The sequence below is a fragment of the Xylanimonas allomyrinae genome (assembly GCF_004135345.1).
GTDB lineage: Bacteria > Actinomycetota > Actinomycetes > Actinomycetales > Cellulomonadaceae > Xylanimonas > Xylanimonas allomyrinae.
The window spans coordinates 585,292-608,404 of record NZ_CP035495.1 but is presented as its reverse complement, the minus strand read 5'-3'; the positions used below and the strand labels follow the sequence as shown (position 1 = coordinate 608,404).

Here is a 23,113-nt window from a genome sequence, read left to right as displayed (position 1 = left end):
CGGGATCGGCTCGGGCGAACCTGCCCGGCAGAGGCTGCTGGTCGAAGGCGTGGTCGCCGTCCGGTCGGTGACCCGGCCCCGGCTCTCCTTCCACCTGGCAGACGGGCTCGCGCGCTATCTCGGGGTCCCGCTCATCGGTGCGGTCGGTCCCGTGGCCGGGCTCGAGGAGCCCGGGCGGCACGACGTCAACTCGGCGATGCGGCTCGCGGGTGTCGCCCGGCGCCTCGAGCTCCAGCTCTCGGAGCCGGCGCTGCGCGGGCTGCCCGGCCGGACGGTGCTGCTGGTCGACGACTGGACCGAGTCGGGCTGGACGCTCACGGTGGCCGCGCGGCTCCTGCGGCAGGCCGGCGCGGCCCGCGTGTTCCCGTTCGTCCTGGGGATCCGGTGAGCTCGCCTCCGCCGGGACGGCCCGCGACGAGCGGGCGGCCCGTGGGCGCGCGGTCAGGGAGTGCACGGCCACCGAGTGCACGGCCGGGGAGTGCACGGCCGGGGAGTGCACGGCCCAGGTGGGCGAGAGTCCGGCGCGTGGCCGTCGCAGCCGTGGTCACGATCGCGGTTGCCGTGGGCCTCACCTTCGCAGCGCGAGCCATGCAGCACACCCTCGCCTACCACCCGTCACGTACCCCGCTCGCCGCCGCCGCGTCCGTCCTGCCGGGCGCCGACGACGTCACCCTGACCACGCACGACGGGCTCGCGCTGCGCGCCTGGTTCGTCCCGCCCAGCCCCGGGTCCCCGGCACGCGACCAGGCGGTGCTGTTCGCGCACGGCAACGGCGGTGCCCTCTCGGGGCGTGCCCGGCTCGGCGCCGAGCTCGCCGACCGCGGGTTCGCCGTGCTGATGCTCGGCTACCGAGGCTACTCGGGGAACCCCGGGACGCCGTCGGAGGACGGTCTGGTGCTCGATGCGCTCGCCGGGCAGAACGAGCTGGCCGCACGCGGGTTCCCGCCCGAGCGCACGATCTACCTCGGCGAGTCGATCGGCACCGGTGTGGTGTCGGGACTCGCGGCCCAGGTACCGCCGGCCGGGCTCGTGCTGCGCTCGCCCTTCACCTCGTTCGAGGACGTCGCGCGCAGCCTCGTGCCGCTGCCACGCCCGCTCGTGCGGTTCATCATCGACCGCAACATCTACCCCGTCGCCGAACAGGTGGCCGCGAGCGATGTCCCGGTCACGGTGATCCACGGATCGGCCGACGAGGTGGTCCCACCCGGGCAGAGCGACGCCGTCGCGGCAGCGGCGCGCAACCTCTTCGAGCACCTCGTCGTCGAGGGCGCCCGGCACAACGACGCGCTCTGGCTCGGCCCGACGGTCGCCGACGCGGTCGAGCGTCTGGGCGACGCGGTCGCGGCCGGGTGACACGTCGGCGCCGGGCAACGCAGTCGTCGACCGAAGCGCGGTTGCGGCCGGGTGACGGAGCGGCCCCAGGCGGCGGTCTACGCGCGACGGCCGCGCCTCCCGGGCGCGACGCGGGCGGGCCCGAAGCACTCACGGCTGCGTCGGGCGCGGACCGTCCTTCCTCCCGGTTCCGCCGGCACACGTGGCGATGCGCTCGACATCGGCGACCACCTCGCCCACCGGGCGATCCGTCGGCACGACGTGGCTCGCCCCCCGCCGCAGCAACGGCTCGACAGCGTCGATGTCGTGCTCGATCTGGGCGCGACCAGCCGCGTCCTTGCCGTACGGGTTGTCGCTGCGGGCCGCGACGCGTGCGAGCAGCACGTCGCGGGGCGCGGTGAGCAGCACGACCGCGTCGAACCGGTCACGGAGCACGCCCTGGTTGCGCACGGTCCCGGCCAGGAACAGCGCCCCGGAGGTGTGGGCGTCGATCAGCGCCTCGACCTTGGGCAGGTCCCAGAGCTGTTCCCAGCCGACCGGCGCATCGGGCGCGCGCCTCAGCACGGAGTACCCGTCATAGTCGAGGTCCCGGATCGCATGCCCGCGCGCGGCGAGACCACGCAGCGCCTCGGTCTTGCCCGCACCCGACATCCCGGTGAGCAGCACCACGACGCGCGGCGCCGTCACGCCCTGCGACCCCGCGCCCACGGCCTGCTACCGGAATCGCCCGCGCACCGCCTCGCCGTGCGCGGGCAGGTCCTCGTCGTCGGCGACGGCGACGATCCGGTCCGCGAGCTCGGCGAGCGCGTCGCGCGTGTACTCGACGACCTGCACCGACTTGAGGAACGAGAGCACGCTCAGCGCGCTCGCGTACCGGGCGGTGCCGCCCGTGGGCAGCACGTGGTTCGAGCCGGCCATGTAGTCGCCCAGCGACACCGGCGCCCACGGCCCGACGAAGATCGCGCCCGCGCTGCGGATCCGGTCGGCCAGCGCTGCGGCGTCGGCGGTGTGCAGCTCAAGGTGCTCGGCGCCGTACGCGTCAACCACCTGCACGCCCTGCTCGACGTCGTCGACCATGACGATCGCCGACTGCGGGCCACCGAGGGCGATCGCGACCCGGCCCGCGTGCTTGGTCGCGACCGCGAGCTCGGTCAGCTTTTCCTCGACGGCCGCGGCGAGCCGCTCCGACGGGGTCACCAGCACCGACGCCGCCATCGGGTCGTGCTCGGCCTGGCTGATGAGGTCGAGCGCGACGTGCGTGGCGTCGGCCGTGTCGTCGGCGAGGACGGCGATCTCCGTCGGCCCGGCCTCGGCGTCGATGCCGACGACGCCGCGCACGAGACGCTTCGCCGCCGCGACGTACACGTTCCCCGGGCCCGTGACGACGTCGACCGGCTCGCACAGCACGGCACCGTCCTGCGGTTCGCTGCCTGCGGCACCGTAGGCGAACATGGCCACGGCCTGCGCGCCGCCGACGGCGTAGACCTCGTCGACGCCGAGCAGCGCGCACGCGGCGAGGATGGTCGGGTGCGGGAGCCCGCCGTGGTCCTTCTGCGGAGGGGACGCCAGCGCGATGCCCTCGACGCCCGCGGCCTGGGCCGCGACGACGTTCATGATCACGCTCGACGGGTACACGGCCAGGCCGCCCGGCGCATACAGGCCGACGCGCTCCACGGGCACGTAGCGCTGACGCACGACGGCACCTTCGGCAAGCTGCGTGCTGTGCTCGGGCGGCACCTGCGCCGTGTGGACGGCGCGCACCCGCACGATCGCCTCCTCGAGCCCCGCGCGGACGGGACCCGTCAGGCTCGCCAGCGCCTCGGCGAGCGCAGGGGCGGGAACCCGCAGGTCGGCGGGACGGACGCCGTCGAAACGCTCGGCGATGTCGCGCAGCGCCGCAGCGCCGCGCGCGCGGACGTCGGCCACGATCGGGGCGACGGACTCGATCGCCTCGTCCACCCCCACCTCGGCGCGCGGGAGGACGGCGAGCAGGTCGCGGCGCGTGAGCGTGCGGCCGCGGAGGTCGATGCGCTGGATCACGGCGCCAGTCTAGGTGCCGAGCACACCACGAGTCCGGGGAAAATGGCACGCATGAGTCCCCAAGCGGTCCCGATCCGCGACGACATGATCCGGCTCGGCCAGTTCCTCAAGCTCGCCGGCCTCGCCGACACAGGGAACGAGGCCCGCGACCTGGTGGCCGACGGCGAGGTTCGCGTCAACGGCCAGGTCGAGACTCGTCGTGGGCGGCAGCTCGGCCGTGGGGACGTCGTGTCGGTCGCGAGCCCCCAGGGCGAGCGCAGCGCCGTCGTCGCGTAGGCCGTCGGCCCGTCACGGTCGTCGGTCCGCCGCCACGGCCCCCGGTCGCCCGTCACGCCATGTAGTCGCTCGCGAGCACACGGTCGGCCGTCAGACGCAGCACGATGCGCGCCGCGTCCGGTTCGAGTGCGTGGTAGCGCCGTGCGTGGCGGGCGACGGCGTCCGCGACCGCGGCCTCGTCGTCGACCGCCTCGATGGTGCCTTCGATCGTGAGCCAGCGGCCCCCGTCGACCTGGCACAGCGCGGCGCGCGGGGCTCGCCCCGACGGGTCGCGGCGGCGCGCGTTGACGGCCTTGGCGGACCCTCGTTCGGTCGTCATGACGGCGGCACCCGTCGCGGCGTCCCACATGAAGGCCACCGGCGTGACGTGGGGCGAGCCGTCGGCGCGCAGCGTCGTCAGCGTCGCGAGGTGGCGTTCGGTGACGAAGACGAGCTGTTCGGGGTTGAGGCGCAGCATCAGAAGCCCTCGACCATGAGCCTCGGCACGTCGCCTGCGGCGAGAGCCCGCAGCACGCGAAGCTCGTGCGGCACCACCGGCTCCGGCAACCCGTCGGCGGCGAACCAGCGCAGGTCGGCGGCCTTGGCCGCCTCGGCACGCCTCGGGTCGCCCGTCCAGCGGTACGCCTCGAAGAACACGTCGATCCGCTGCTCGAGCGCGGGCCCGCCCGGCTGACCGCGGTGCATCGCGGTGACGGGGCGCAGGTCCCGGGGGTCGATCGCGATGCCGAGCTCCTCGCGGGCCTCACGTACGGCGGCCGCGACGACCGACTCGCCCGCCTCCACGTGGCCGGCCGCACCGGCGGCCCAGTGGCCGTCCATGAAACCCGTGCCCTCGCGGAGCTGGAGCAGCACCTCCCCAGGGCCGTCACCGACGCGTCGGCGCAGGAAGACGTACGCGGCTGGGACGACACGGAACCGGTGGTCCGCGGAGCCGTCGTCGGTCCAGGCCGTCGAGACGTCGGGCGCGCGGCCCGGCGTCCGAGGCCTCACGACCGCCCGCGCAGGGCTCGGTCCGTCCTGTGCGGCGGGCTCAGCCCCGGTCATCCCAGGCACGCCGGGCCGAGCAGCGCCTTGAGGTCGCCGAAGAGCGCGGGCGACTTCTCGACGCGCAGCGAGTCCGCGGCCCGCACCACGGTGCGCTTGCCGGGCTCTGCGACGGTGACGTGCACCTCGGCCGACCCGGGATGCGACGAGAGGACCTCGCGCAGCCTGACCATGACGGGCTCGACGCACCGCGTGTGCGGCACGGCGACGTGCACGGGCGCGTCCGCGACGGCCGACGTGTCAGGGAGCGCGACCTCCATCGCCTGCAGCGAGAGCTGGTCGTCGCGGCGCCGCACACGACCACGGACGGCGACCACCTGGTCCTCGGCGAGCGCCGTCGAATAGGCGAGGTAGGTCTCGCCGAAGAACATGACCTCGACCGAGCCCTCGAGGTCCTCGACGGTGACGGCCGCCCACGGGTTGCCGTTCTTGCTCATCTTGCGCTGCAGGCTGGTGATCAGCCCCGCAACCGTGACCGTCGAGTTCTCCGCGCGCCCCTCGTCGCCAACGAGCGCGGCGATCGACGTGTCGGCGGCGCGCGCCAGCACGTGCTCGAGGCCCGAGAGCGGGTGGTCGGAGACGTAGAGGCCGAGCATCTCGCGCTCGAAGGCAAGCTTCTGCTTCTTGTCCCAGTCGGGCAGGTCCGGCACGTCGACGGCGAAGCTCAAGCCGTCATCGTCGTCGTCGCCTCCGAACCCGGCGAACAGGTCGAACTGGCCCTCGGCCTCCTTGCGCTTGACCGCGATGACGGCGTCGACGGCCTGCTCGTGCACGACGAGCAGCGCCCGGCGCGAGCGCTCGAGCGAGTCGAACGCCCCCGCCTTGATGAGCGACTCGATGGTGCGCTTGTTGCAGACCACGGCCGGGACCTTGTCGAGGAAGTCGGTAAAGGACGTGAACCGTCCGGCCGCCTCGCGCGCCTCGACGATCGCGGCCACGACGTTGGCGCCGACGTTGCGCACCGCGCCCAGGCCGAAGCGGATGTCCGTGCCGACCGCCGTGAACTTCGCCGCGGAGTCGTTGACGTCCGGGGGCAGGACGGTGATGTGCATGCGGCGGCACTCGTTGAGGTAGAGCGCCATCTTGTCCTTGTCGTCCTTGACGGACTGCAGGAGCGCGGCCATGTACTCGGACGGGTAGTTCGCCTTGAGGTAGGCCGTCCAGTAGGTGACGACGCCGTACGCCGCCGAGTGCGACTTGTTGAACGCGTAGTCGGCGAACGGGACGAGGATGTCCCACAGCGTCTTGACCGCGGCCTTCGAGAACCCGCGCTCGAGCATGCCCGCCTGGAAGCCGTCGAACTGCTTGTCGAGCTCGGCCTTCTTCTTCTTGCCCATGACGCGGCGCATGTTGTCTGCGGCGCCGAGCGAGTACCCGGCGAGCACCTGGGCGATCGCCATGACCTGCTCCTGGTACACGATCAGGCCGTAGGTCTCCCCCAGCACCGGTTCGAGCGCCTCGGCAAGCTCGGGGTGGATCGGCTCGATCGGCTGGCGCCCGTTCTTGCGGTGCGCGTACTTGTTGTGCGAGTCGGCACCCATCGGCCCGGGCCGGTAGAGCGCGGAGACGGCGGTGATGTCGGCGAAGACGTCCGGCTGCATCGAGCGCAGCAGCGCGCGCATGCCACTGCCATCGAGCTGGAACACGCCCAGCGTCTCGCCACGGCCCATGAGCTCATACGTCGCCCGGTCGTCGAACGGGACGTCCTCGAGCACCAGGTCCTCGCCGAGGTTCGCCCGGATGTTCTCCAGGGCGTCCTCGATCGTGTGCAGGTTGGACAGGCCGAGGAAGTCCATCTTGACCAGCCCGAGCGCCTCGGCCATCGGGTACTCGAACTGGGTGATGACCTGACCGTCGCCCTTGGGGTCCATGATCGGGACGACGTCGATGATCGGCTCGCTCGACATGATGACGCCGGCGGCGTGCACGCCCGTCTGCCGGATCTGGCCTTCGAGGCCGAGCGCGGTCTTGTAGATCTTCTGGACGTTGGGGTCGCTGTCGTGCAGCGCGCGGAACTCGCCCGCCTCGGCGTACCGCGGGTCCTTCTCGTCGAAGACGGCCTTGAGCTTGATGGACTTGCCCATCACGTCGGGCGGCAGTGCCTTGGTGATCCGGTCGCCGGTGGCGAAGTCGTAGTCGAGGATGCGCGCAGCGTCCTTGATCGCGGCCTTGGCCTTGATCCGTCCGAACGTGGCGATCTGGGCGACGCGCTCCGTGCCGTACTTCTCGGTCACGTAGGCGATGACCTCGCCGCGGCGGTGGTCGTCGAAGTCGATGTCGAAGTCGGGCATCGACGGGCGCTCCGGGTTGAGGAAGCGCTCGAAGAACAGCCCGTGCTCGAGCGGGTCCAGGTCCGTGATCCGCAGCGCGTAGGCCGCGATCGAGCCGGCGCCCGAGCCACGGCCCGGCCCGACCCGGATGCCGTTGCGCTTGGACCACTGGATGAAGTCGGCCACCACGAGGTAGTAGCCGCAGTAGCCCTTCTGGGCGACGACGCCGAGCTCCATCTCGACACGGTCGCGCACCTCCTGCGTGAGCGCGTCGCCCGGGTAGCGCGACTCGATACCGCGCCAGACCTCCTTGCGGAACCAGCTCTCCTCGGTCTCGCCGGCCGGGATGTCGGCCCGGGCCATGTACCCGCCGGTCGACTCGACGAACGCGACGTCGCACCGCTCGGCGATCTCGAGGGTCGTGTCGCAGGCCTCCAGCAGGCCCTGTCCGTCCCACAGGTCACGCATCTCGCGGGCGGACTTGATGTAGTAGCCGTTCCCGTCGAAGGCGAACCGCTTGCCGCCCTGCGCGTACGTGGGCTCGGAGAGCCTGCTGCCCGAGTTGACGCACAGCAACGCCTCCTGAGCGCTGGCGTCCTCAGGGTTGTTGTAGTGCGAGTCGTTGGTCGCCACGGGCTTCAGGCCGAGCTCGCGGCCGAGCCGCAGCAGGTCGTCCCGGACCCTCTTCTCGATCGAGATGCCGTGGTCCATCAGCTCGAGGTAGACGTTGTCGCGCCCGAAGATGTCCTGCAGGTCGGCGGCCTCGCGGACGGCCTCCTCGTACTGGCCCAGGCGCAGCCGCGTCTGGACGGCGCCGCTGGGGCAGCCCGTGGAGACGATGAGGCCCTTGCTGTACCGCTGGAGCAGCTCCTTGTCCATCCGGGGCTTGAAGTAGTAGCCCTCCAGGCTCGCGAGCGACGAGAGCCGGAAGAGGTTGTGCATGCCCTCGGTTGTCTCCGACCACATCGTCAGGTGCGTGTAAGCACCGCCGCCCGAGACGTCGTCGCCGCCCTCCTCAGCGGTCTCGCCCTTGCCCCAGCGCACACGGGTGCGGTCTCCCCGCGCGGTCCCCGGCGTCAGGTACGCCTCGATCCCGATGATCGGCTTGACGCCGCTGCGCTTGGCCTTGGAGTAGAAGTCGTAGGCGCCGTGCATGTTGCCGTGGTCCGTCATCGCGATGGCCGACATGCCCTGGTCGGTCACTCGCTCGAACAGCCCGTCGAGCAGCGACGCGCCGTCGAGCATCGAGTACTCGGTGTGGACGTGGAGGTGGACGAAGTCGTCGGTCGCCGCGGGCATGGGGCCGAGTCTATGAGCGGGCACCGACAGGACCCGACTCGCTGCCCGGCGCGCGCCACGCGGGCTACGCCGTGAGCACCTTCTCGGCGTCCCGGTGGTCGATCCCCGCATCGAGGTAGACGGGCCCGGACACCTGATAGCCGAGACGCTCGTAGAAGCCGATGGCCTGGACCTGGGCGCTCAGCTGCACCGTCACGCTGCCGCGCGCACCGTGCTCGGCGAGCGCGATCTCTTCGAGCGCTCCCATCAGCGCCCGGCCCGCGCCCGTACCGCGCGCCTGCGCACGCACGGCCACGCGCCCGATGTGGACCACGTCAGGGTGGCGCGCATCGACCAGCAGCCGCGCCGTGCCGACCGCCACCCCACCGGGGTGCCGGGCGAGCACGTGCGTCGTCGTCGGCGCGTGGTCGAGGTCGTCGAGCTCGAGCTCGCGCGGCACCCGCTGCTCGTCGACGAAGACGTCCAGCCGCACCGCGAACGCCTCGTCGAGCTGAGCGGGCGTCGCCACGCGCTCGATCTCGACGTCAGCCACCGTAGGCGCCCCGGATCGACTCGAGTGCGTGCGCGAGGTCGTCCGGGTACGCAGACGTCGCCTCGACCCACTCGCCCGTCACCGGCTGCTCGAAGCCCAGCCGGACGGCGTGCAGCCACTGGCGCGTGAGCCCCGTCTGCGAGGCCAGCACGGGGTCGGCGCCGTAGGTGAGGTCACCCACGAGGGGGTGACGCACCGCCGAGAAGTGCACGCGGATCTGGTGCGTGCGACCGGTCTCGAGGTGAACCTCGACGAGCGAGGCCGCGGGCAGCATCTCCAGCACCTCGTAGTGCGTCACCGACGGTTTGCCGTCGGCGACGACGGCGAACCTCCAGTCGTTGCTCGGGTGGCGGCCGATGGGCGCGTCGATCGTGCCGACCGTCGGTTCGGGGTGTCCCTGGGCGAGCGCGTGGTAGACCTTCTCGACGGTTCGCTCCTTGAAGGCTCGCTTGAGCCCCGAGTAGGCGGCCTCGCTCTTGGCGACCACCATGAGCCCCGACGTGCCGACGTCGAGCCGGTGCACGATGCCCTGGCGCTCGGCGGCACCCGATGTCGAGACGCGGTACCCCGCGGCCGCGAGGGCCCCGACGACCGTCGGCCCGGTCCAGCCGGGCGAGGGATGCGCCGCGACGCCGACCGGCTTGTCCACCACCACGACGTCGTCGTCCTCGTACGCGACGCCCATGCCGGGGACCGGCTCGGGTTCCGGGGATGGCGCCTGCGACGGGTCGGGCACGTCGACCTCGAGCCACCCCCGGCCTGCAGGCGGTCGGACTTGCCGACCGGACGCCCGTCGAGCGTCACCGCACCGGCGGACGCGAGCTCCGCGGCCTGCGTGCGCGAGAAGCCGAGCATGCGGGCGAGCGCGGCGTCGACGCGTTCGCCCGCGAGCCCGTCGGGGACCGGGAGGGTCCGCAGCGTCATCAGGCCTCGGGTTCCGCGTCGGAGGTCGTCGTCTCGGTCGTGTCAGCGCCCCGGGCCTCGGCGGCGCCTTCTGCGCCGTCCGCCTCGTGGGCGTCGCGGTCGTCGGCCTTCTTGCCGGCCGCGCCGTGTCCCTCGCGGCGCCCGTCGAGGCCGATCCCCAGGATGGACAGCAGCGCGAGCAGCACGGCAGCGGCCACGATGGCGATGTCGGCGACATTCCCGGTGAACCAGTCCGCGTACCCGATGAAGTCGACCACCTTCCCGTGCGCGAAGCCAGGCTCGCGGAACAGCCGGTCGGCGAGGTTGCCGACGGCGCCGCCGAGCAGCATCCCGAGCGTCACGGCCCAGGCACGCGAGCGGATGCGCCCGATCATGCGCACGATGACGACGACGACCGCGATCACCACGATGGTCAGCACCCAGGTGTAGGAGTACCCGATGCTGAGGGCCGCGCCCGGGTTGAGCACGAGCCGGAACGTGATGAAGTCCCCGATCACCTGCCGCTGGGGCGCACCCCGTTCGAGGGCCGTCAGCGCCCACCACTTCGTGAGCTGGTCGACGGCGAGCACGGCCGCCGCGAGCACGAATGTGGCGACCGCGAGTCGGCGGCTCCCGGAGGGCGCCGACGTGGACTCAGGTGCGACGGGCGTGGCGTCGGGTTCGGTAGACATCGCGCGCCAGTCTAGGGCGCGCCGTCACGTGACGAGCGCCGGTCAGCGCCGTTCCTCGCGCGCCTTGGCCTCGACCGAGAGTGTCGCCCGGGGAAACGCCTGCAGGCGGGCCTTGCCGATCGGCAGCCCCGTCGCCTCGCACGTCGCGTACGTCCCGGCCTTGATGCGTTCGATCGCGTGCTTGGTCTGCGCCAGCAGATCGCGCATGTTGTTCACGAGGGTGAGCTCCTGCTCGCGCTCGAGCGCACTCGACCCGTAGTCGGCCTGGTCGTCTCCGGCGCCGTCGCCGGAGTTGCGCAGCAGGTCGCTCAGGTCTCGGTCTGCGGCTGCCAGCTCGGCCTCGAGCCGGTCACGGTCGGCGAGCAGCCCCGCGGCGAGCTCGCGGATCTCCGCGAGGGTCCACGGTTGCTCACCTTCGCGCACCGGGAAGGTCGAGACGTCCCGCGTGAGGTCGGGGAACGTCTCCTGCACCACGTCTGCCACCGTCGGCTCGGCTGCGGGAGTTGCCTTGCTCATCGCATCCCCTTTGGTCGAAGTCACCGCAGCGTAGAGGTGCGAACCGGCCCGCACAACCCGCGCCACGCCGGGCGGCGCGAGGATGGGTGCGAGCCGGTCCTGTGACCTCGGGATCCAGCGTCAGAGCTGCGGCGCCGACGCCTGGTTGTTGCGCGCCGGGAGCGCCGAGCCACGCGCGTCGAGCTCGCCGAGCAGGTTCTGCAGGAAGCTCTTCAGACGCGTGCGGTAGTCACGCTCGAACAGCCGCAGCTCGTCGATCTTGCGCTCCAGGAGCGAGCGCTCCTGCTCAAGCTGGGACAGCGTGCGGTGGCTGGTCTCCTCGGCCTCGCGCACGATGCGCGACCCCTCGGCCTTGGCCTCGGAGATCAGGCGGTCGCCCTCCTCCTGGCCGGAGCGCACGTAGTCGTCGTGCAGCTTCTGCGCGAGCTGGAGCATGCCCGTCGCGGACTCCGGCTCGGCGGCCTTCGGCGCCGGAGGCGCGTGGACCACCGGGGCAGCGACGGGGGCCTGCACGGCGGCGGCGGCCGCGGCGTCGGAACGGGACAGCTCGGCGACACGCCGCTCAGCCGCCGTCAGCTTCGACCGCAGCTCCTCGTTCTCCTCCTGGACCGCGGAGAGTGTGCGCACGACCTCGTCGAGGAAGTCGTCGACCTCCTCCACGTCGTAGCCCTCACGGAACTTCGTCGCCGCGAACTTCTTGTTGAGGATGTCTTCTGCGGTCAGCAGCGCCATCTTTTCACCTCACGCTTCAGTTGGTTCGTCCCGCCGTCGAACGACCACGGTAGCCGACGTGCCAGTCACCAGCATGGTGACGTCGCCGCCCGCTCACGGTTCCTGCACCGATTCGCGGGCATCTTCTCGCGCGTCCCCGCCTGGGTCTCAGGCCAGCGACAGTGTCCGCGACGCGATCAGCACGACGAGGAACACCAGCATGAACCCGAGGTCGAGGGCAACGCTGCCGATGCGCAGTGGCGGGATGACGCGTCGCACGGCGCGCAGGGGCGGGTCCGTCAACGTGTACACCACCTCTGCGAGCACGAGGACGGCGCCGGTGGGCCGCCAGTCGCGGGCGAAGTACTGGACCCAGTCGAGCACCATGCGGACGACCAGGCACACCAGGTAGATCCATAGGACAAGACCGATGACGTGCAGGATCTGGGCGATCATCGGGAGACCGCCGCGCGGCCGTGGCATCGGCAAGCAACACCGTGGGTGAGATTCACGCAACCACCCTACGGGCTGACGACGATGGCGGCGGGCATCCGGGCCGGAACCCGCCGCCACGTTCGGAACGGGGCGTGGAGCCGGTCAGCTCTGGTTGTAGAAATGCCCGGGGCCCTTGGCCGGCGGGCCGTCGACGTCCTCCTCGCCGAGGATCTCGACGTGCTCGGGCGACAGGAGGAAGACCTTGTTCGTCACACGCTCAATCGCGCCATGCAGGCCGAAGATCAGGCCAGCCGAGAAGTCGACGAGGCGCTTGGCGTCGGCGTCGTCCATGTCGGACAGGTTCATGATCACGGGCGTGCCGCCGCGGAACGCCTCGCCGATGAGGCGGGCGTCGTTGTAGGACCGCGGGTGGATCGTGGTGATCCGCCGCAGCTCGGACGACGTCGCCACTTCCCTCAGCGCGGGTCGGCGCAACGGCGTCACCTCGGCTGGGTAGTCGTCGCGCTCGCGCACGGGTGCCTCCAGCTCATCCCCGAATTCATCGCCGTACTCCTCGGCGTAGTTGTCCGGCTGCCCTTGATCATCGGCAAGCCCCAGATAGAGCATCGTCTTGCGAAGCGCTCCGGCCATCGCTCCTACTCCGTTCGTCGCCCCTGCGGTCGGTGTCTTGACGGTAACCACGCCGACACGCTGAGGAGCACGCGACACGCCGATGCGTCGGCGCGGCCGGGTCACGCCAGCACGACCACCCCTGCCTGTCGTCCGGTGGTCCCCCGGCGGCGGTCGCCCGCCGGTGGGAGAACAGGTCGGGGTCCTCGAGCGTGCACCGGTCGACGTGCGTGCACTCCGCGAGGCCGCGCTCGGCAAGCTGCGCGAGCACGGCCGCAGGCAGGTCCAGAGACGGCGTGCCGGCACGGGTCGTGGCGTGCGCGGCCGGCACGACGGCCGCGACGTCCTCGCGCAGGTCCGCGGGCACCTCGTAGCACCGCCCGCACACGGCTGGTCCGACGGCGGCGCGCAGCCGTGACGCCGTCGCACCGGCGGCCATCATCGCGTCGACGGCACGGTGCACGACGCCGAGCCGCACACCCGCTCGCCCTGCATGGACGACGCCGACGACGCGGGCCACGGGATCGGCCAGCAGCACGGGCACGCAGTCGGCGACGAGCACGCCCAGGCCCAGTCCGCCGGCCGTCGTGACGACGGCGTCGGCCTGTCCCGCGGCGACAGGCGGGGCCTCGGACGCCCATTCCGCGCGCTCGGCCTCGCCAAGAAGCAAGACGTCGTCGCCGTGCACCTGTGCGGCGTACGCGACCGGCGCGCCGAGCCACGCGCTGACCCGTGCGCGGTTCGCGCGCACGCGCACGGGGTCGTCCCCCGTGCCGAGCCCGAGGTCGAGCGAGGACCATGGCGCCGGGGAGACTCCGCCGTGCCGGGTGGTGAAGCCCGCGACGACCCCCTCGCCAAGCTCGACGCGCAACAGGCCCGCGCCGACGCCGTCCGGCAGCAGGGAGTCCTGCGACCACCCGGACGGCGCCGGTGCGTCGGCCGGCTGGGCCGTCACGACTCGCACACGCGCGGGCGCGTGCCGCGGCTCACTTGAGGAAGTCGGGAACGTCGAGCTCCTCGTGCGGAGGAGCGGCGTCCCAGATGCGCGGCACCTCGACCGGTCGCTCGACGGTCACGCCGTTGGCCTCCTCGACCACCGCGGCAGGGACCTGCCTGCCCTGGGCCGCGGGCTGAAGGCTGGCCGGCACGTCGTCCGGGTCTGCCGGGATGGGCCGGGGCTGCGTGTGCGCGCCCGAGACCGGAGGCTGCGGGACCGGCACCGTGGCGGGACCCGCGGAGCTGACCGCGACCTGGCCGGTGGCCGAGGTCGTGACGGCGGGCCGGGCCGGCTGGCCGGCGATCTGGCCCAGTCCGCGCCCGTCCTTGCGGGCCTGCGGCACGCCGCCGTCGAAGCCCGCGGCGATGACGGTGACGCGCACCTCGTCGCCCAGGGCGTCGTCGATCACGGTGCCGAAGATGATGTTGGCCTCGGGGTGGGCGGCCTCCTGCACGAGGCGAGCGGCCTCGTGCACCTCGAACAGCCCGAGGTCGCTGCCGCCCTGGATCGAGAGCAGCACGCCGTGGGCGCCGTCGATGCTGGCCTCGAGCAGCGGGCTCGAGATCGCCAGCTCGGCGGCCTGGACCGCGCGGTCCTCGCCGCGGGCCGAGCCGATGCCCATGAGCGCAGAACCGGCGCCCTGCATGACCGACTTGACGTCCGCGAAGTCGAGGTTGATGAGGCCCGGGGTCGTGATGAGGTCGGTGATGCCCTGGACGCCCGAGTGCAGCACCTGGTCGGCCGAATGGAACGCCGCGATCGCCGAGACGTTGCGGTCCGACATCTGCAGCAGCCGGTCGTTGGGGATGACGATGAGCGTGTCGACCTCCTCGCGGAGGTTCTCGATGCCCTGCTCGGCCTGGACCGAGCGACGACGCCCCTCGAAGGTGAACGGCCGGGTCACGACCCCCACCGTCAGCGCGCCGAGCGCGCGGGCGATCCGCGCGACCACGGGCGCGCCGCCCGTGCCCGTGCCGCCGCCCTCGCCTGCGGTCACGAAGACCATGTCGGCCCCGCGCAGGACCTCCTCGATCTCCTCCTGATGATCCTCGGCGGCCTTGCGGCCGACCTCGGGGTCGGCGCCGGCACCGAGGCCGCGCGTCAGGTCGCGGCCGACGTCGAGCTTGACGTCGGCGTCCGACATCAGCAGCGCCTGGGCGTCGGTGTTGATCGCGATGAACTCGACGCCCTTGAGCCCGACCTCGATCATGCGGTTCACAGCGTTCACGCCGCCGCCGCCGATGCCCACCACCTTGATGACGGCCAGGTAGTTCTGCGGAGTTGCCACGTCGATGCCTCTCGGGTCGATCCTTGTCCCCGACGCCCGCGCTCTGAACCCTAAGGTTCGACTTGAGGGTCAGAGTTATGTCAGGTTGCTGCTGTCCCTGACGGTATGCGGCGCAGCGCGACCTCACGGGGACCACGCACCGGCGTGTCGCCCCCGCGCACGAGAACGCATCCGCTCAGCGCGTCACCGGAAGGTCGGGCGAGCCCACGTCGTACACCCGCGCCCCGGGGTCGGCCTGCCGCAACGTCTGGACGACCGCCACCTTGAGCGGCACGCGGTCGTCGCTCCCCCACCGCACCTCCTGGCCCGATGCCAGAGTCGTCCGCACGTCGTCACGCGACGCCGCGGACACGTGCGTCACCTCGCCCGCAAGGTCTGGCGGCAGCCCGGCCAGCACGCGCAGCGCGGCCAGGAGCGCCGGCGCGCCGTCGGGCTCGAGGCTCGCCTCGACGATCGGCAGCCCGGCAGGCGGCTCCGGTGCCGAGCCGACCCGGACCCCTTCCGTGTCGACCAGCGCGAACCCCTCGGCGACCGGCACCGCGGCCGCAGGCTCGCGCGCGGTGAGCGCGACGTCCAAGCCGTGCGGCCACGCACGCAGGATGCGCGCGTCCTTGACTCCGCCGAGCTCGAGCAAGCGGTCGCGCAGGCCGACGGTGTCCAGACGCGGCAGCGGGACGCCCACGTTCTGGGCGATCACGGCCTGCACCTGTGCCACGTCGACAGTCGTTCCCTGCCCCGAGATCTCCACCTGGCGCGCGTCGAGCGCCAGCAGGGGCGAGAAGAACGCCCCCCACACCACGGCGGCGAGTACCGCTGCCCCCGACGCCCACAGGGCAACCCGCCGCACCAGACGGTGACGCGCCATCGCGCGCTTCTCGTCCAGGCGACGCGTCATGGCCGTCGAGACCGCCGGGCGTCCACGCGCAGCGGTGCGGAGCGCCTGCGTGGGAGGCGCCGGGGTGCGGGGCGCCGGGGTGCGAGGCGCCTGCACGGGCACTTGCGGGACCACCTCGGTCCGCGCACCCGCGTCGGCCCGCGCGGCGCGCGACACCGGGGCCGTCGGCGCCGGCATCGCGCTCTTCGCGACGGGCGGCTTGGGCGGCACGCGGGGACGGGCAGGAGGGCGCACATCGCCATCCTGCCGCGCGCGGCCACCGAACCGGGGCAGGCACCGCCGTCGGCGGACGTGATCCACGCAACCTCCGTCGCGGATACGTGCACGAGCCAGGCCGTCGGCGATCCCGCGCGCCCGGCTCCGTGGCGCCCGGGGGACCGCCGTCCGTGCCGCGGCCGCGTTCCGGACGTGCCTCGGCTCAGGCGGCAGCACGCGGGTGGCGCCCCACCACGCGACAGCACCCGCCCATCAGCGCCGACCTAGGGATCACCCGCACGGCGGCGCGGCCGCTCACGGCGCAGGGGCCCGCCCCAGATCGTCCAGGATCACCTGCCCCAGCTCCGTCACGTCCCCGGCTCCGACCGTCAGCACGAGGTCGCCAGGCCGTGCGAGTGCCGCGACGGCGTGCGCCGCCGCCAGGCGGTCCTCGACCGCTCTCACCTGGCCACCCGACGCGGTCGCCGGAAGCAGATCGGTGATCGTGCGGGCCGTCACGTCCGGGTCCACGTCCTCGCGCGCCCGATAGACCCCCGTCACGACGACCTCGTCGGCCAGCGCGAGCGCGTCCGCGAAGCGGTCGGCGAACAGGCGCGTCCGCGAGTACAGGTGCGGCTGGAACAGCGCGAGCACCCGCCCCGCACCGGCCACCGGCCGCGCCGCACGCAGGAGCGCCTCGATCTCGGTCGGATGGTGCGCGTAGTCGTCCACCACACGCACGCCGCCCGCCTCGCCGCGCGCCTCGAAGCGGCGCCCGGTGCCGACGAAGGCCGCAGCCCCCGCGACGGCGTCCGCGGCATCGGTGCCCAGGAGGGCCGCGGCCACGACCGCCGCCGTCGCGTTGAGCACGTTGTGCGCCCCGGTGACCGCGAGCCGCAGCTCGTGCGACACGTCCCCGAGGGGCCCGCCACCGACGGTCGCGTACGCACCGTCGGGCGCCGAGACGACGTCACGGACGCGGACGTCGGCACCCTCCGCCGTCCCGTAGGTCACGGCGGCACCCCCACCCGCTCGGTGCGTCGCCGCGAGCGCGGCGGCGCCGGCGTCGTCGGCGCACGCGACGAGCACGCCGCCGGGCCGAAGGCGCGCGGCGAACGCGACGAACGCGGCGTCGAACGCCTCGCGCGTGCCGTAGTGGTCGAGGTGGTCGGGCTCGACGTTGGTGACGACGGCGACGGTCGGGGCGTAGTTGAGGAACGACCCGTCGGACTCGTCGGCCTCGGCCACCAGCACGTCCGAGTCGCCCAGGTGGCCGCCGGGCACGGTGGTCACCGTGCCGTCCTCGCCGCGCACGCGCACGGTGCCGCCGATGGCGAACGAAGCGTCCGTCCCTGCGGCCCGCAGCACCGTCGCAACCATGGCCGACGTCGTCGTCTTGCCGTGCGCTCCCGCGACCGCGACGGCCCTCCGGCCGAGCATCAGCGAGGCGAGGGCCTGCGAGCGGTGCAGCACCCGGATCCCGGCAGCGCGCGCCGCGGCCAGCTCGGGGTTCGACTCACGCACCGCGGTCGAGACGACGACAGTGTCGGCCCGCGGGCTGCCGTCAGGCGCGACGACGTGGGCGGCGTCGTGCCCGACCCAGACGCGCACGCCATCGGCACGCAACGCGTCGAGAGCGGGACCCGCGACCGCATCCGAACCCTGGACGGGCACGCCACGCGCGGCGAGCAGGCGGGCGACGACGCTCACGCCCGCCCCGCCGACACCGATCAGGTGCACCCGGCCCAGCCGGTCAGGGGCGAGCACCTCGCTCACGCGGCACCTCCGGCTGCCGCCTGGCCGACGAGATCGGCGACCCGGGCCGCACCGTCGCGCACCCCGGTGCGCAGCGCGGCCTCGGCCATCGCGGCCAGTCGCGGCGAGTCGCCCAGGAGCGCCGGAACCTCGGCGGCCACCCACTTCGGGGTCAGGTCGGCGTCGTCGACGAGCACGCCGCCACCCGCACGCACCAGCGGGGCGGCGTTGAGCCGCTGCTCCCCGTTGCCGACGGGCAACGGCACGTACACGGCGGGGATGCCCAGGGCCGCAAGCTCGCAGACGGTCCCGGCGCCCGAGCGTGCGACGACGAGATCCGCCACGGCGAGCGCGAGGTGCATCTCGGACAGGTACTCGCGCACCTGGTAACGACCGGCCTCGACCGCCGAGCCGAGCAGGGCGACAGCCTCACGGACCGGTCCGTCCTTGCCCTTGCCCGTCAGGTGCAGCACCTGGGCTCCCGACGCGAGCAGCGCGCCGGCCGCTCCTGCGACCGCGGCGTTCAGGTTGAGCGCACCCGACGATCCGCCGGTGACGACCACGGTCGGACGCGTGGGGTCCAGGCCGAGCGCGTCGGCGGCCGCGACCCGCGTGCCCGCGCCGTCGGCCTCGCGCGCGCTGACCAGCGCGGCGATCTCGCGTCGCAGCGGCAGGCCGGTGACGACGCCGCCGCGCAACGGCGTGCCCGCGAACGTCAGCCCCACGCGCGCGGCCCAACGGGCTCCGAGCTTGTTGGCCAGGCCCGGGCGCGCGTTCTGCTCGTGGATCACCACGGGCACGCCGTGACGGCGTGCCGCGAGATAGGCGGGCGTCGAGACGTAGCCGCCAAAACCGACCACGACGCGCGCTCCGACCTCCTCGATCGCCGCCTCGGCCGCACGGACCGCGGCGTTGAGCTTGCCGGGGAGCGTCAACAGGTCGACCGAAGGGCGCCGGGGCAGCGGCACGCGCGGCACGGGCCGCAGGTCGTAGCCACGCGCGGGCACGAGCTCTGCCTCCAGCCCCGTCGTGGTGCCGAGCACCAGCACCCTGACGTCGGGCTCGCGCGCGCGCAGCTCGTCGGCAACCGCGAGAAGGGGATTGACGTGGCCGGCGGTGCCACCGCCGGCAAGCACGACGGACTCGACCTTGCTGTCACTCACACACGCGACCCTACCGGGATGCGCAGCGACTCAACGCCCCCGCCCGCCACGCGCGCGGTTCTGGCGCCCGCGTGAACGCCGTCGCTCCCCGAGACGTCCCCGCCAGCCCGCGCGGCCCGCGCGGTCGCTGAGCCCGCCCGGCCGCTGCACGCCGATGACGGCGAGCGACCGGCGTACGACGCTCCCCCGGGCGGCCAGGGCCTCGGCGGCTCCAGGCTCGTCTCTCGCGAAGGAGATGACCATGCCGAGAGCCGCCATCGTCGTCACGAGAGCCGAGCCGCCCGCGGAGACCAGAGGCAGCGGCACGCCGATGACGGGCAGCACGCCGATGACCACGCCGATGTTGACGAAGGCCTGGCCCACGACCCAGCACGCCACGGCGGCCGTGGCGACCTTGACGAACGGGTCCGGATGGCGTCGCACCACACGGCTCATCGCGATGCCCAGGGCGACGAACAGGCCCAGCACCGTCAGCGTGCCGAGCAGCCCGAGCTCCTCACCGATGACGGCGTAGATGAAGTCGTTGTGCGCCTCGGGCAGGTAGCGCCACTTCTCGCGGCTCGCCCCGAGGCCCAGCCCCAGCACGCCACCGCTGCCGAGCGCGTACAGGCCGTGGAGCGACTGATAGCACTCGCCCTGCGTGTCGGTGCAGGGACCGTAGGTGGCGAGGATGCGGTTGAGGCGGTCGCTGCCCGTCTGCGCGTAGATGAACACGTACCCGACGATGGCGGCGGCGAGCCCCGCGCCGAGGCCGAGCAGCCGGGCCGGGGCACCCGAGACCCAGAAGGCACCCAGCGCGAGCGCGATGAGGATGAGCGCGGTCCCCAGGTCGTGCCCCGCGAGCACCAGCGCGAGAACGAGGAAGACGCCGGGCACCGCCGGCACGATCACCTGGCTCCACTTGCCCAGCAGGCGCTGCTTGCGGCCCAGCACCGCACCGAGCCACAACGAGAGCCCGACCTTGGCGACCTCCGACGGCTGGAACCGCAACGACCCGTGCCCGAGCCAGTTCCTGTTGCCCTTGACCTCGATGCCGACGAACATGACCGCGACCAGCAGCGCGAGCACGACCAGCAGGGCAGGCCACGCCACACGCTTGTACCAGCGCACCGGAATGCGCGTCGCGATCAGCATGACCGGCAGGCCCATGATGGCGAACTTCGCCTGGTTGAAGAACGCCGCGTACGGCGAAGCCCCACCGGCGATCGACGTCACCGCCGAGCTGGACAGCACCATGACCAGTCCGAGCACGAGCAGCAGGCTCGTGGTTCCGACCAAGGTGTAATAGGACGTGACGGCCGAGTTCCACTGGCCGAGCCAGGGCCGCTCCTCCGTCGTTGCCACCGCCATGCCGCACCTTCCGCGTGAGCCGCCCTCACGCGCCGGCGACGATCGCCCCCACCGCGTCGGCGAAGGCCTCGCCCCGCTGCGCGTACGAGCGGAACTGGTCCTGGGAGGCACCCGCCGGGGCCAGCAGCACGGTGTCGCCCGCCCGGGCGAACGAACGTGCGGCGTCGACGGCACGGCGCATCACCGTGTCAGTCTCGCCGGGGTCGACCACGAGGACGGGGATCTTCGGCGCGTGTCGGGCAAGCGCCGTCGTGAACGGCTCGGGATCGACACCGATGACGACGACGGCGCGCAGCCGGTCCGCGCGTCGCGCGACAAGGTCGTCGAAGCGCGCACCCTTGGCCAGACCACCCGCGACCCACACGACGCTGCCGGGCGCGAACCCGGCGAGCGATGCGGCTGCCGCGTGCGCGTTGGTCGCCTTCGAGTCGTCGACGTAGGCGACGCCGTCGAGCGCCCCGACCTGCTGGATGCGGTGGCCGCCCGGGCGGAAGGCCCGCAGGCCGTCGCGCACCGCGCGGGCCGGCACGCCGTGCGCGCGCGCGAGCGCGGCCGCGGCGAGCGCGTTGGCCACGACGTGCGGCGGCGTCGGGCCGTCGCCCGGAGCGAGATGCGCGAGGTCGGTCAGCGTGCCGAGCTCGGCCGCGGTCGTCAGCCGGTCGACGGCGTCGTCCGGAGCGTGGAACGCCCGGTCCACCAGGACGTCCTCCACGAGCCCGAGCATGCCGGGACCAGGGACGCCGACGGCGAACCCGACGGCGCGAGCGCCCTCGGTGACGTCGGCCTCGCGCACGAGGCCCTCGGTGCGCGCGTCGCCGGCGTTGTAGACGCATGCGACCTCGGCGCGCTCGAAGATGCGCCCCTTGTCGGCGGCATACGCCTCGGACGAGCCGTGCCAGTCGAGGTGGTCGTCGGCGATGTTGAGGACCGCCCCCGCCTGGACCTGCTGCGTGTGCGCGAAGTGGAGCTGAAAGCTCGACAGCTCGACGGCCAGCACGTCGAGGTCCGGGTCGAGCGCCGCCTCGACGAGCGGTGTGCCCACGTTGCCCACCGCACGCGTGCGCAGACCTGCGGCGGCCAGGATCGAGGCAAGCATCTCGACCGTGGTCGTCTTGCCGTTGGTGCCCGTGACGGCCAGCCACGGAGCAGGCCCGCGCCCCCCGCTCCGCGCGACGCGCAGCCGCCATGCGAGCTCGACCTCGCTCCACACCGGCACCCCCGCCGCGCGCGCGGCGACCAGCAGCGGGTCCGCGGGACGCAGCCCGGGCGAGGTCACGACGACGTCGGCGCGAGCGAGCAGCGCAGCGCGGCCCGCGTCGTCGGACGGCGTCGCCACGTCGGCGTCGTCGTCCGGCGCGACCGTCACGACCGACGCCACCCGCCCGGGCAGCGCACCGGCGACGGCACGGCCCGTGACCCCGAGCCCGGCGACCAGCACGCGTGCCTGCGCCAGAGGGACCCGAGGCTCGACGGGCCCGTGATCCCGCAAGCCCACTACGACACCACCCACTCCGCGTAGAAGATGCCCATGCCCAGCGCCGCGAACAGCCCGGCGATGAGCCAGAACCGGATGACGATCGTGACCTCGCCCCACCCCGACAGCTCGAAGTGGTGGTGCAGCGGTGCCATCTTGAACACCCGTCTGCGGGTCATCTTGAAGAACCCGATCTGGATGACGTCGCTCATCACGATGATGACGAACATGCCACCGATGATCGCCGCGAGGATCTGCGTGCGCGACAGGATGGACAGCGCTGCCAGCGCGCCGCCCAGCGCGAGCGCACCGGTGTCGCCCATGAAGATCTTGGCGGGGCTCGCGTTCCACCACAGGAACCCGAAGCACGCGCCCACGATGGCCGCAGCGACGATCGCGATGTCCTGCGGGTCGCGCACCTCGTAGCACCGTGGCCCGGCGACGGCGAAACGCTGGCACGACTGGTTGAGCTGCCAGATGCCCACCAGCACGTACCCGAGGAAGACCACGAGCGAGACACCCGTCGCCAGGCCGTCGAGGCCGTCGGTGAGGTTGACCGCGTTCGACCACGCCGTGATGAGGAAGTTCGCCCAGATGACGAAGAGGATCAGGCCCACCGTCGTCCCCGCGAACGCGAGGTCGAGGTTGGTGTCGCGCAAGAACGAGATGCGGGTCGAGGCGGGCGTGCGCCAGTTCGCGTTCGGGAACTGCAGCGCGAGCGCGGCGAACGTGATCCCGACGAATCCCTGGCCGATGATCTTGGCGCGCGGGGTCAGCCCGAGCGAACGCTGCTTGCGGATCTTGGTGAAGTCGTCGGCGAACCCGACGACGCCCAGTCCCACCATGAGGTACAGGGCGAGCCACGCGGTAGCGCTCGGCAGGCGTTCGGCCACCGCCATCGAGGCCGCGACACCGATGAGCGTCGCCCCGATGATGACGACGCCGCCCATGGTCGGCGTCCCACGCTTGGTGAAGTGCGCCGTCGGGCCGTCCTGACGGACGAACTGACCGTAGTTGCGACGCACCAGGAAGCGGATGAACAGCGGCGTGCCGAACAACGCCACGAGCAGGGAGACGCCCGAGGCGACGAGGATCGCGATCACCGCGCGGCACTCCGATCCCCGGGTTCGCCGGCAGCGGCGCGCCCGCCGACCTCGCCCGCGGCGAGCTCGTCACCGAGACGCCACAGTCCCGAGCCGTTGGATGCCTTGACCAGCACGACGTCTCCGGGGCGCAGGCGCTCGTCGAGCACGGCACGCGCGGCGTCGAGGTCGGGCACGAACACGCTCTCCTCCCCCAGGAGCCCTCCTGGAGCG

At 72.8% G+C, this 23,113-nt stretch carries 23 protein-coding genes and 1 pseudogene; 3 read left to right on the top strand and 21 right to left on the bottom strand.

The window, feature by feature from the left end; translation table 11 throughout:
- Nucleotides 1–49 precede the first annotated feature (49 nt).
- Both ET495_RS19610 and ET495_RS02705 read left to right on the top strand, forming a co-directional pair.
- Complete coding sequence (locus tag ET495_RS19610; protein WP_425471229.1) at nucleotides 50–388, top strand: phosphoribosyltransferase; 339 nt, start codon at nucleotides 50–52, stop codon at nucleotides 386–388.
- 137 nt (nucleotides 389–525) lie between these two features.
- Entirely contained in the window at nucleotides 526–1,353 is an 828-nt protein-coding gene (locus ET495_RS02705) for an alpha/beta hydrolase (protein ID WP_129202408.1), read from the top strand.
- Nucleotides 1,354–1,482: 129 nt separating this feature from the next.
- Here the strand turns inward: ET495_RS02705 and ET495_RS02700 are convergent, their stop codons facing one another.
- The gene (locus ET495_RS02700) at nucleotides 1,483–2,019 is read right to left on the bottom strand and encodes an AAA family ATPase (protein ID WP_211340899.1); all 537 of its coding nucleotides are present in this window, start codon (nucleotides 2,017–2,019) and stop codon (nucleotides 1,483–1,485) included.
- 27 nt (nucleotides 2,020–2,046) lie between these two features.
- Nucleotides 2,047–3,372: a histidinol dehydrogenase gene (hisD, locus tag ET495_RS02695; protein WP_129202406.1), complete on the bottom strand. Its 1,326-nt coding sequence runs from the start codon at nucleotides 3,370–3,372 to the stop codon at nucleotides 2,047–2,049.
- A 42-nt stretch (nucleotides 3,373–3,414) separates the two neighbouring features.
- Between hisD and ET495_RS02690 the strand changes: the two genes are divergently transcribed.
- The gene (locus ET495_RS02690; RefSeq protein WP_211340898.1) at nucleotides 3,415–3,648 is read left to right on the top strand and encodes an RNA-binding S4 domain-containing protein; all 234 of its coding nucleotides are present in this window, start codon (nucleotides 3,415–3,417) and stop codon (nucleotides 3,646–3,648) included.
- A 52-nt stretch (nucleotides 3,649–3,700) separates the two neighbouring features.
- Here the strand turns inward: ET495_RS02690 and ET495_RS02685 are convergent, their stop codons facing one another.
- From ET495_RS02685 to ET495_RS19345, 19 genes and pseudogenes are all read right to left on the bottom strand, one after another.
- Nucleotides 3,701–4,105 carry a pyridoxamine 5'-phosphate oxidase family protein gene (locus tag ET495_RS02685; protein WP_129202402.1) on the bottom strand — a complete coding sequence of 135 codons (405 nt, stop codon included), beginning with the start codon at nucleotides 4,103–4,105 and terminating at the stop codon, nucleotides 3,701–3,703.
- Entirely contained in the window at nucleotides 4,105–4,638 is a 534-nt protein-coding gene (locus tag ET495_RS02680) for an NUDIX hydrolase (protein ID WP_245993270.1), read from the bottom strand. Before ET495_RS02680 ends, ET495_RS02685 begins: the two co-directional genes overlap by 1 nt.
- Before the next feature lie 50 nt (nucleotides 4,639–4,688).
- Nucleotides 4,689–8,261 carry a DNA polymerase III subunit alpha gene (dnaE, locus tag ET495_RS02675; protein ID WP_129202398.1) on the bottom strand — a complete coding sequence of 1,191 codons (3,573 nt, stop codon included), beginning with the start codon at nucleotides 8,259–8,261 and terminating at the stop codon, nucleotides 4,689–4,691.
- 64 nt (nucleotides 8,262–8,325) lie between these two features.
- Complete coding sequence (locus ET495_RS02670; protein WP_170220567.1) at nucleotides 8,326–8,793, bottom strand: GNAT family N-acetyltransferase; 468 nt, start codon at nucleotides 8,791–8,793, stop codon at nucleotides 8,326–8,328.
- Nucleotides 8,786–9,717: pseudogene (locus ET495_RS02665) on the bottom strand (RluA family pseudouridine synthase). The gene ET495_RS02670 and the pseudogene ET495_RS02665 overlap by 8 nt, the downstream one beginning before the upstream one ends.
- Nucleotides 9,717–10,388: a signal peptidase II gene (locus ET495_RS02660; RefSeq protein WP_129202394.1), complete on the bottom strand. Its 672-nt coding sequence runs from the start codon at nucleotides 10,386–10,388 to the stop codon at nucleotides 9,717–9,719. Before ET495_RS02660 ends, ET495_RS02665 begins: the two are co-directional and overlap by 1 nt.
- A 42-nt stretch (nucleotides 10,389–10,430) precedes the next feature.
- Complete coding sequence (locus ET495_RS02655; protein ID WP_129202392.1) at nucleotides 10,431–10,904, bottom strand: TraR/DksA family transcriptional regulator; 474 nt, start codon at nucleotides 10,902–10,904, stop codon at nucleotides 10,431–10,433.
- 120 nt (nucleotides 10,905–11,024) lie between these two features.
- Nucleotides 11,025–11,636 carry a DivIVA domain-containing protein gene (locus ET495_RS02650; RefSeq protein ID WP_129202390.1) on the bottom strand — a complete coding sequence of 204 codons (612 nt, stop codon included), beginning with the start codon at nucleotides 11,634–11,636 and terminating at the stop codon, nucleotides 11,025–11,027.
- A gap of 147 nt (nucleotides 11,637–11,783) precedes the next feature.
- Complete coding sequence (locus tag ET495_RS02645) at nucleotides 11,784–12,071, bottom strand: YggT family protein (protein WP_170220566.1); 288 nt, start codon at nucleotides 12,069–12,071, stop codon at nucleotides 11,784–11,786.
- Between the two features lie 141 nt (nucleotides 12,072–12,212).
- On the bottom strand, nucleotides 12,213–12,701 hold the full coding sequence (locus ET495_RS02640; RefSeq protein ID WP_129205850.1) for a cell division protein SepF: 489 nt from the start codon (nucleotides 12,699–12,701) through the stop codon (nucleotides 12,213–12,215).
- Nucleotides 12,652–13,635, bottom strand: a complete 984-nt coding sequence (pgeF, locus tag ET495_RS02635; protein WP_245993269.1) for a peptidoglycan editing factor PgeF — start codon at nucleotides 13,633–13,635, stop codon at nucleotides 12,652–12,654. The genes ET495_RS02640 and pgeF overlap by 50 nt, the downstream gene beginning before the upstream one ends.
- Before the next feature lie 31 nt (nucleotides 13,636–13,666).
- On the bottom strand, nucleotides 13,667–14,965 hold the full coding sequence (ftsZ, locus tag ET495_RS02630) for a cell division protein FtsZ (protein WP_129202388.1): 1,299 nt from the start codon (nucleotides 14,963–14,965) through the stop codon (nucleotides 13,667–13,669).
- Between the two features lie 175 nt (nucleotides 14,966–15,140).
- Nucleotides 15,141–15,830, bottom strand: a complete 690-nt coding sequence (locus ET495_RS02625) for a cell division protein FtsQ/DivIB (protein WP_245993268.1) — start codon at nucleotides 15,828–15,830, stop codon at nucleotides 15,141–15,143.
- A 540-nt stretch (nucleotides 15,831–16,370) separates the two neighbouring features.
- Nucleotides 16,371–17,822 (bottom strand): UDP-N-acetylmuramate--L-alanine ligase, encoded by a 1,452-nt coding sequence (murC, locus tag ET495_RS02620; RefSeq protein ID WP_425471228.1) that lies wholly within the window; start codon nucleotides 17,820–17,822, stop codon nucleotides 16,371–16,373.
- Nucleotides 17,823–17,827: 5 nt separating this feature from the next.
- Nucleotides 17,828–18,973: an undecaprenyldiphospho-muramoylpentapeptide beta-N-acetylglucosaminyltransferase gene (gene murG, locus ET495_RS02615; protein WP_129202382.1), complete on the bottom strand. Its 1,146-nt coding sequence runs from the start codon at nucleotides 18,971–18,973 to the stop codon at nucleotides 17,828–17,830.
- 30 nt (nucleotides 18,974–19,003) lie between these two features.
- Nucleotides 19,004–20,323 (bottom strand): putative lipid II flippase FtsW, encoded by a 1,320-nt coding sequence (gene ftsW / locus ET495_RS02610; RefSeq protein ID WP_129202380.1) that lies wholly within the window; start codon nucleotides 20,321–20,323, stop codon nucleotides 19,004–19,006.
- Between the two features lie 25 nt (nucleotides 20,324–20,348).
- Nucleotides 20,349–21,818, bottom strand: a complete 1,470-nt coding sequence (gene murD, locus ET495_RS02605; RefSeq protein ID WP_245993267.1) for a UDP-N-acetylmuramoyl-L-alanine--D-glutamate ligase — start codon at nucleotides 21,816–21,818, stop codon at nucleotides 20,349–20,351.
- Entirely contained in the window at nucleotides 21,818–22,900 is a 1,083-nt protein-coding gene (gene mraY / locus ET495_RS02600; RefSeq protein ID WP_129202378.1) for a phospho-N-acetylmuramoyl-pentapeptide-transferase, read from the bottom strand. Before mraY ends, murD begins: the two co-directional genes overlap by 1 nt.
- Nucleotides 22,897–23,082 carry a hypothetical protein gene (locus ET495_RS19345; protein ID WP_342770142.1) on the bottom strand — a complete coding sequence of 62 codons (186 nt, stop codon included), beginning with the start codon at nucleotides 23,080–23,082 and terminating at the stop codon, nucleotides 22,897–22,899. Before ET495_RS19345 ends, mraY begins: the two co-directional genes overlap by 4 nt.
- Nucleotides 23,083–23,113 lie beyond the last annotated feature (31 nt).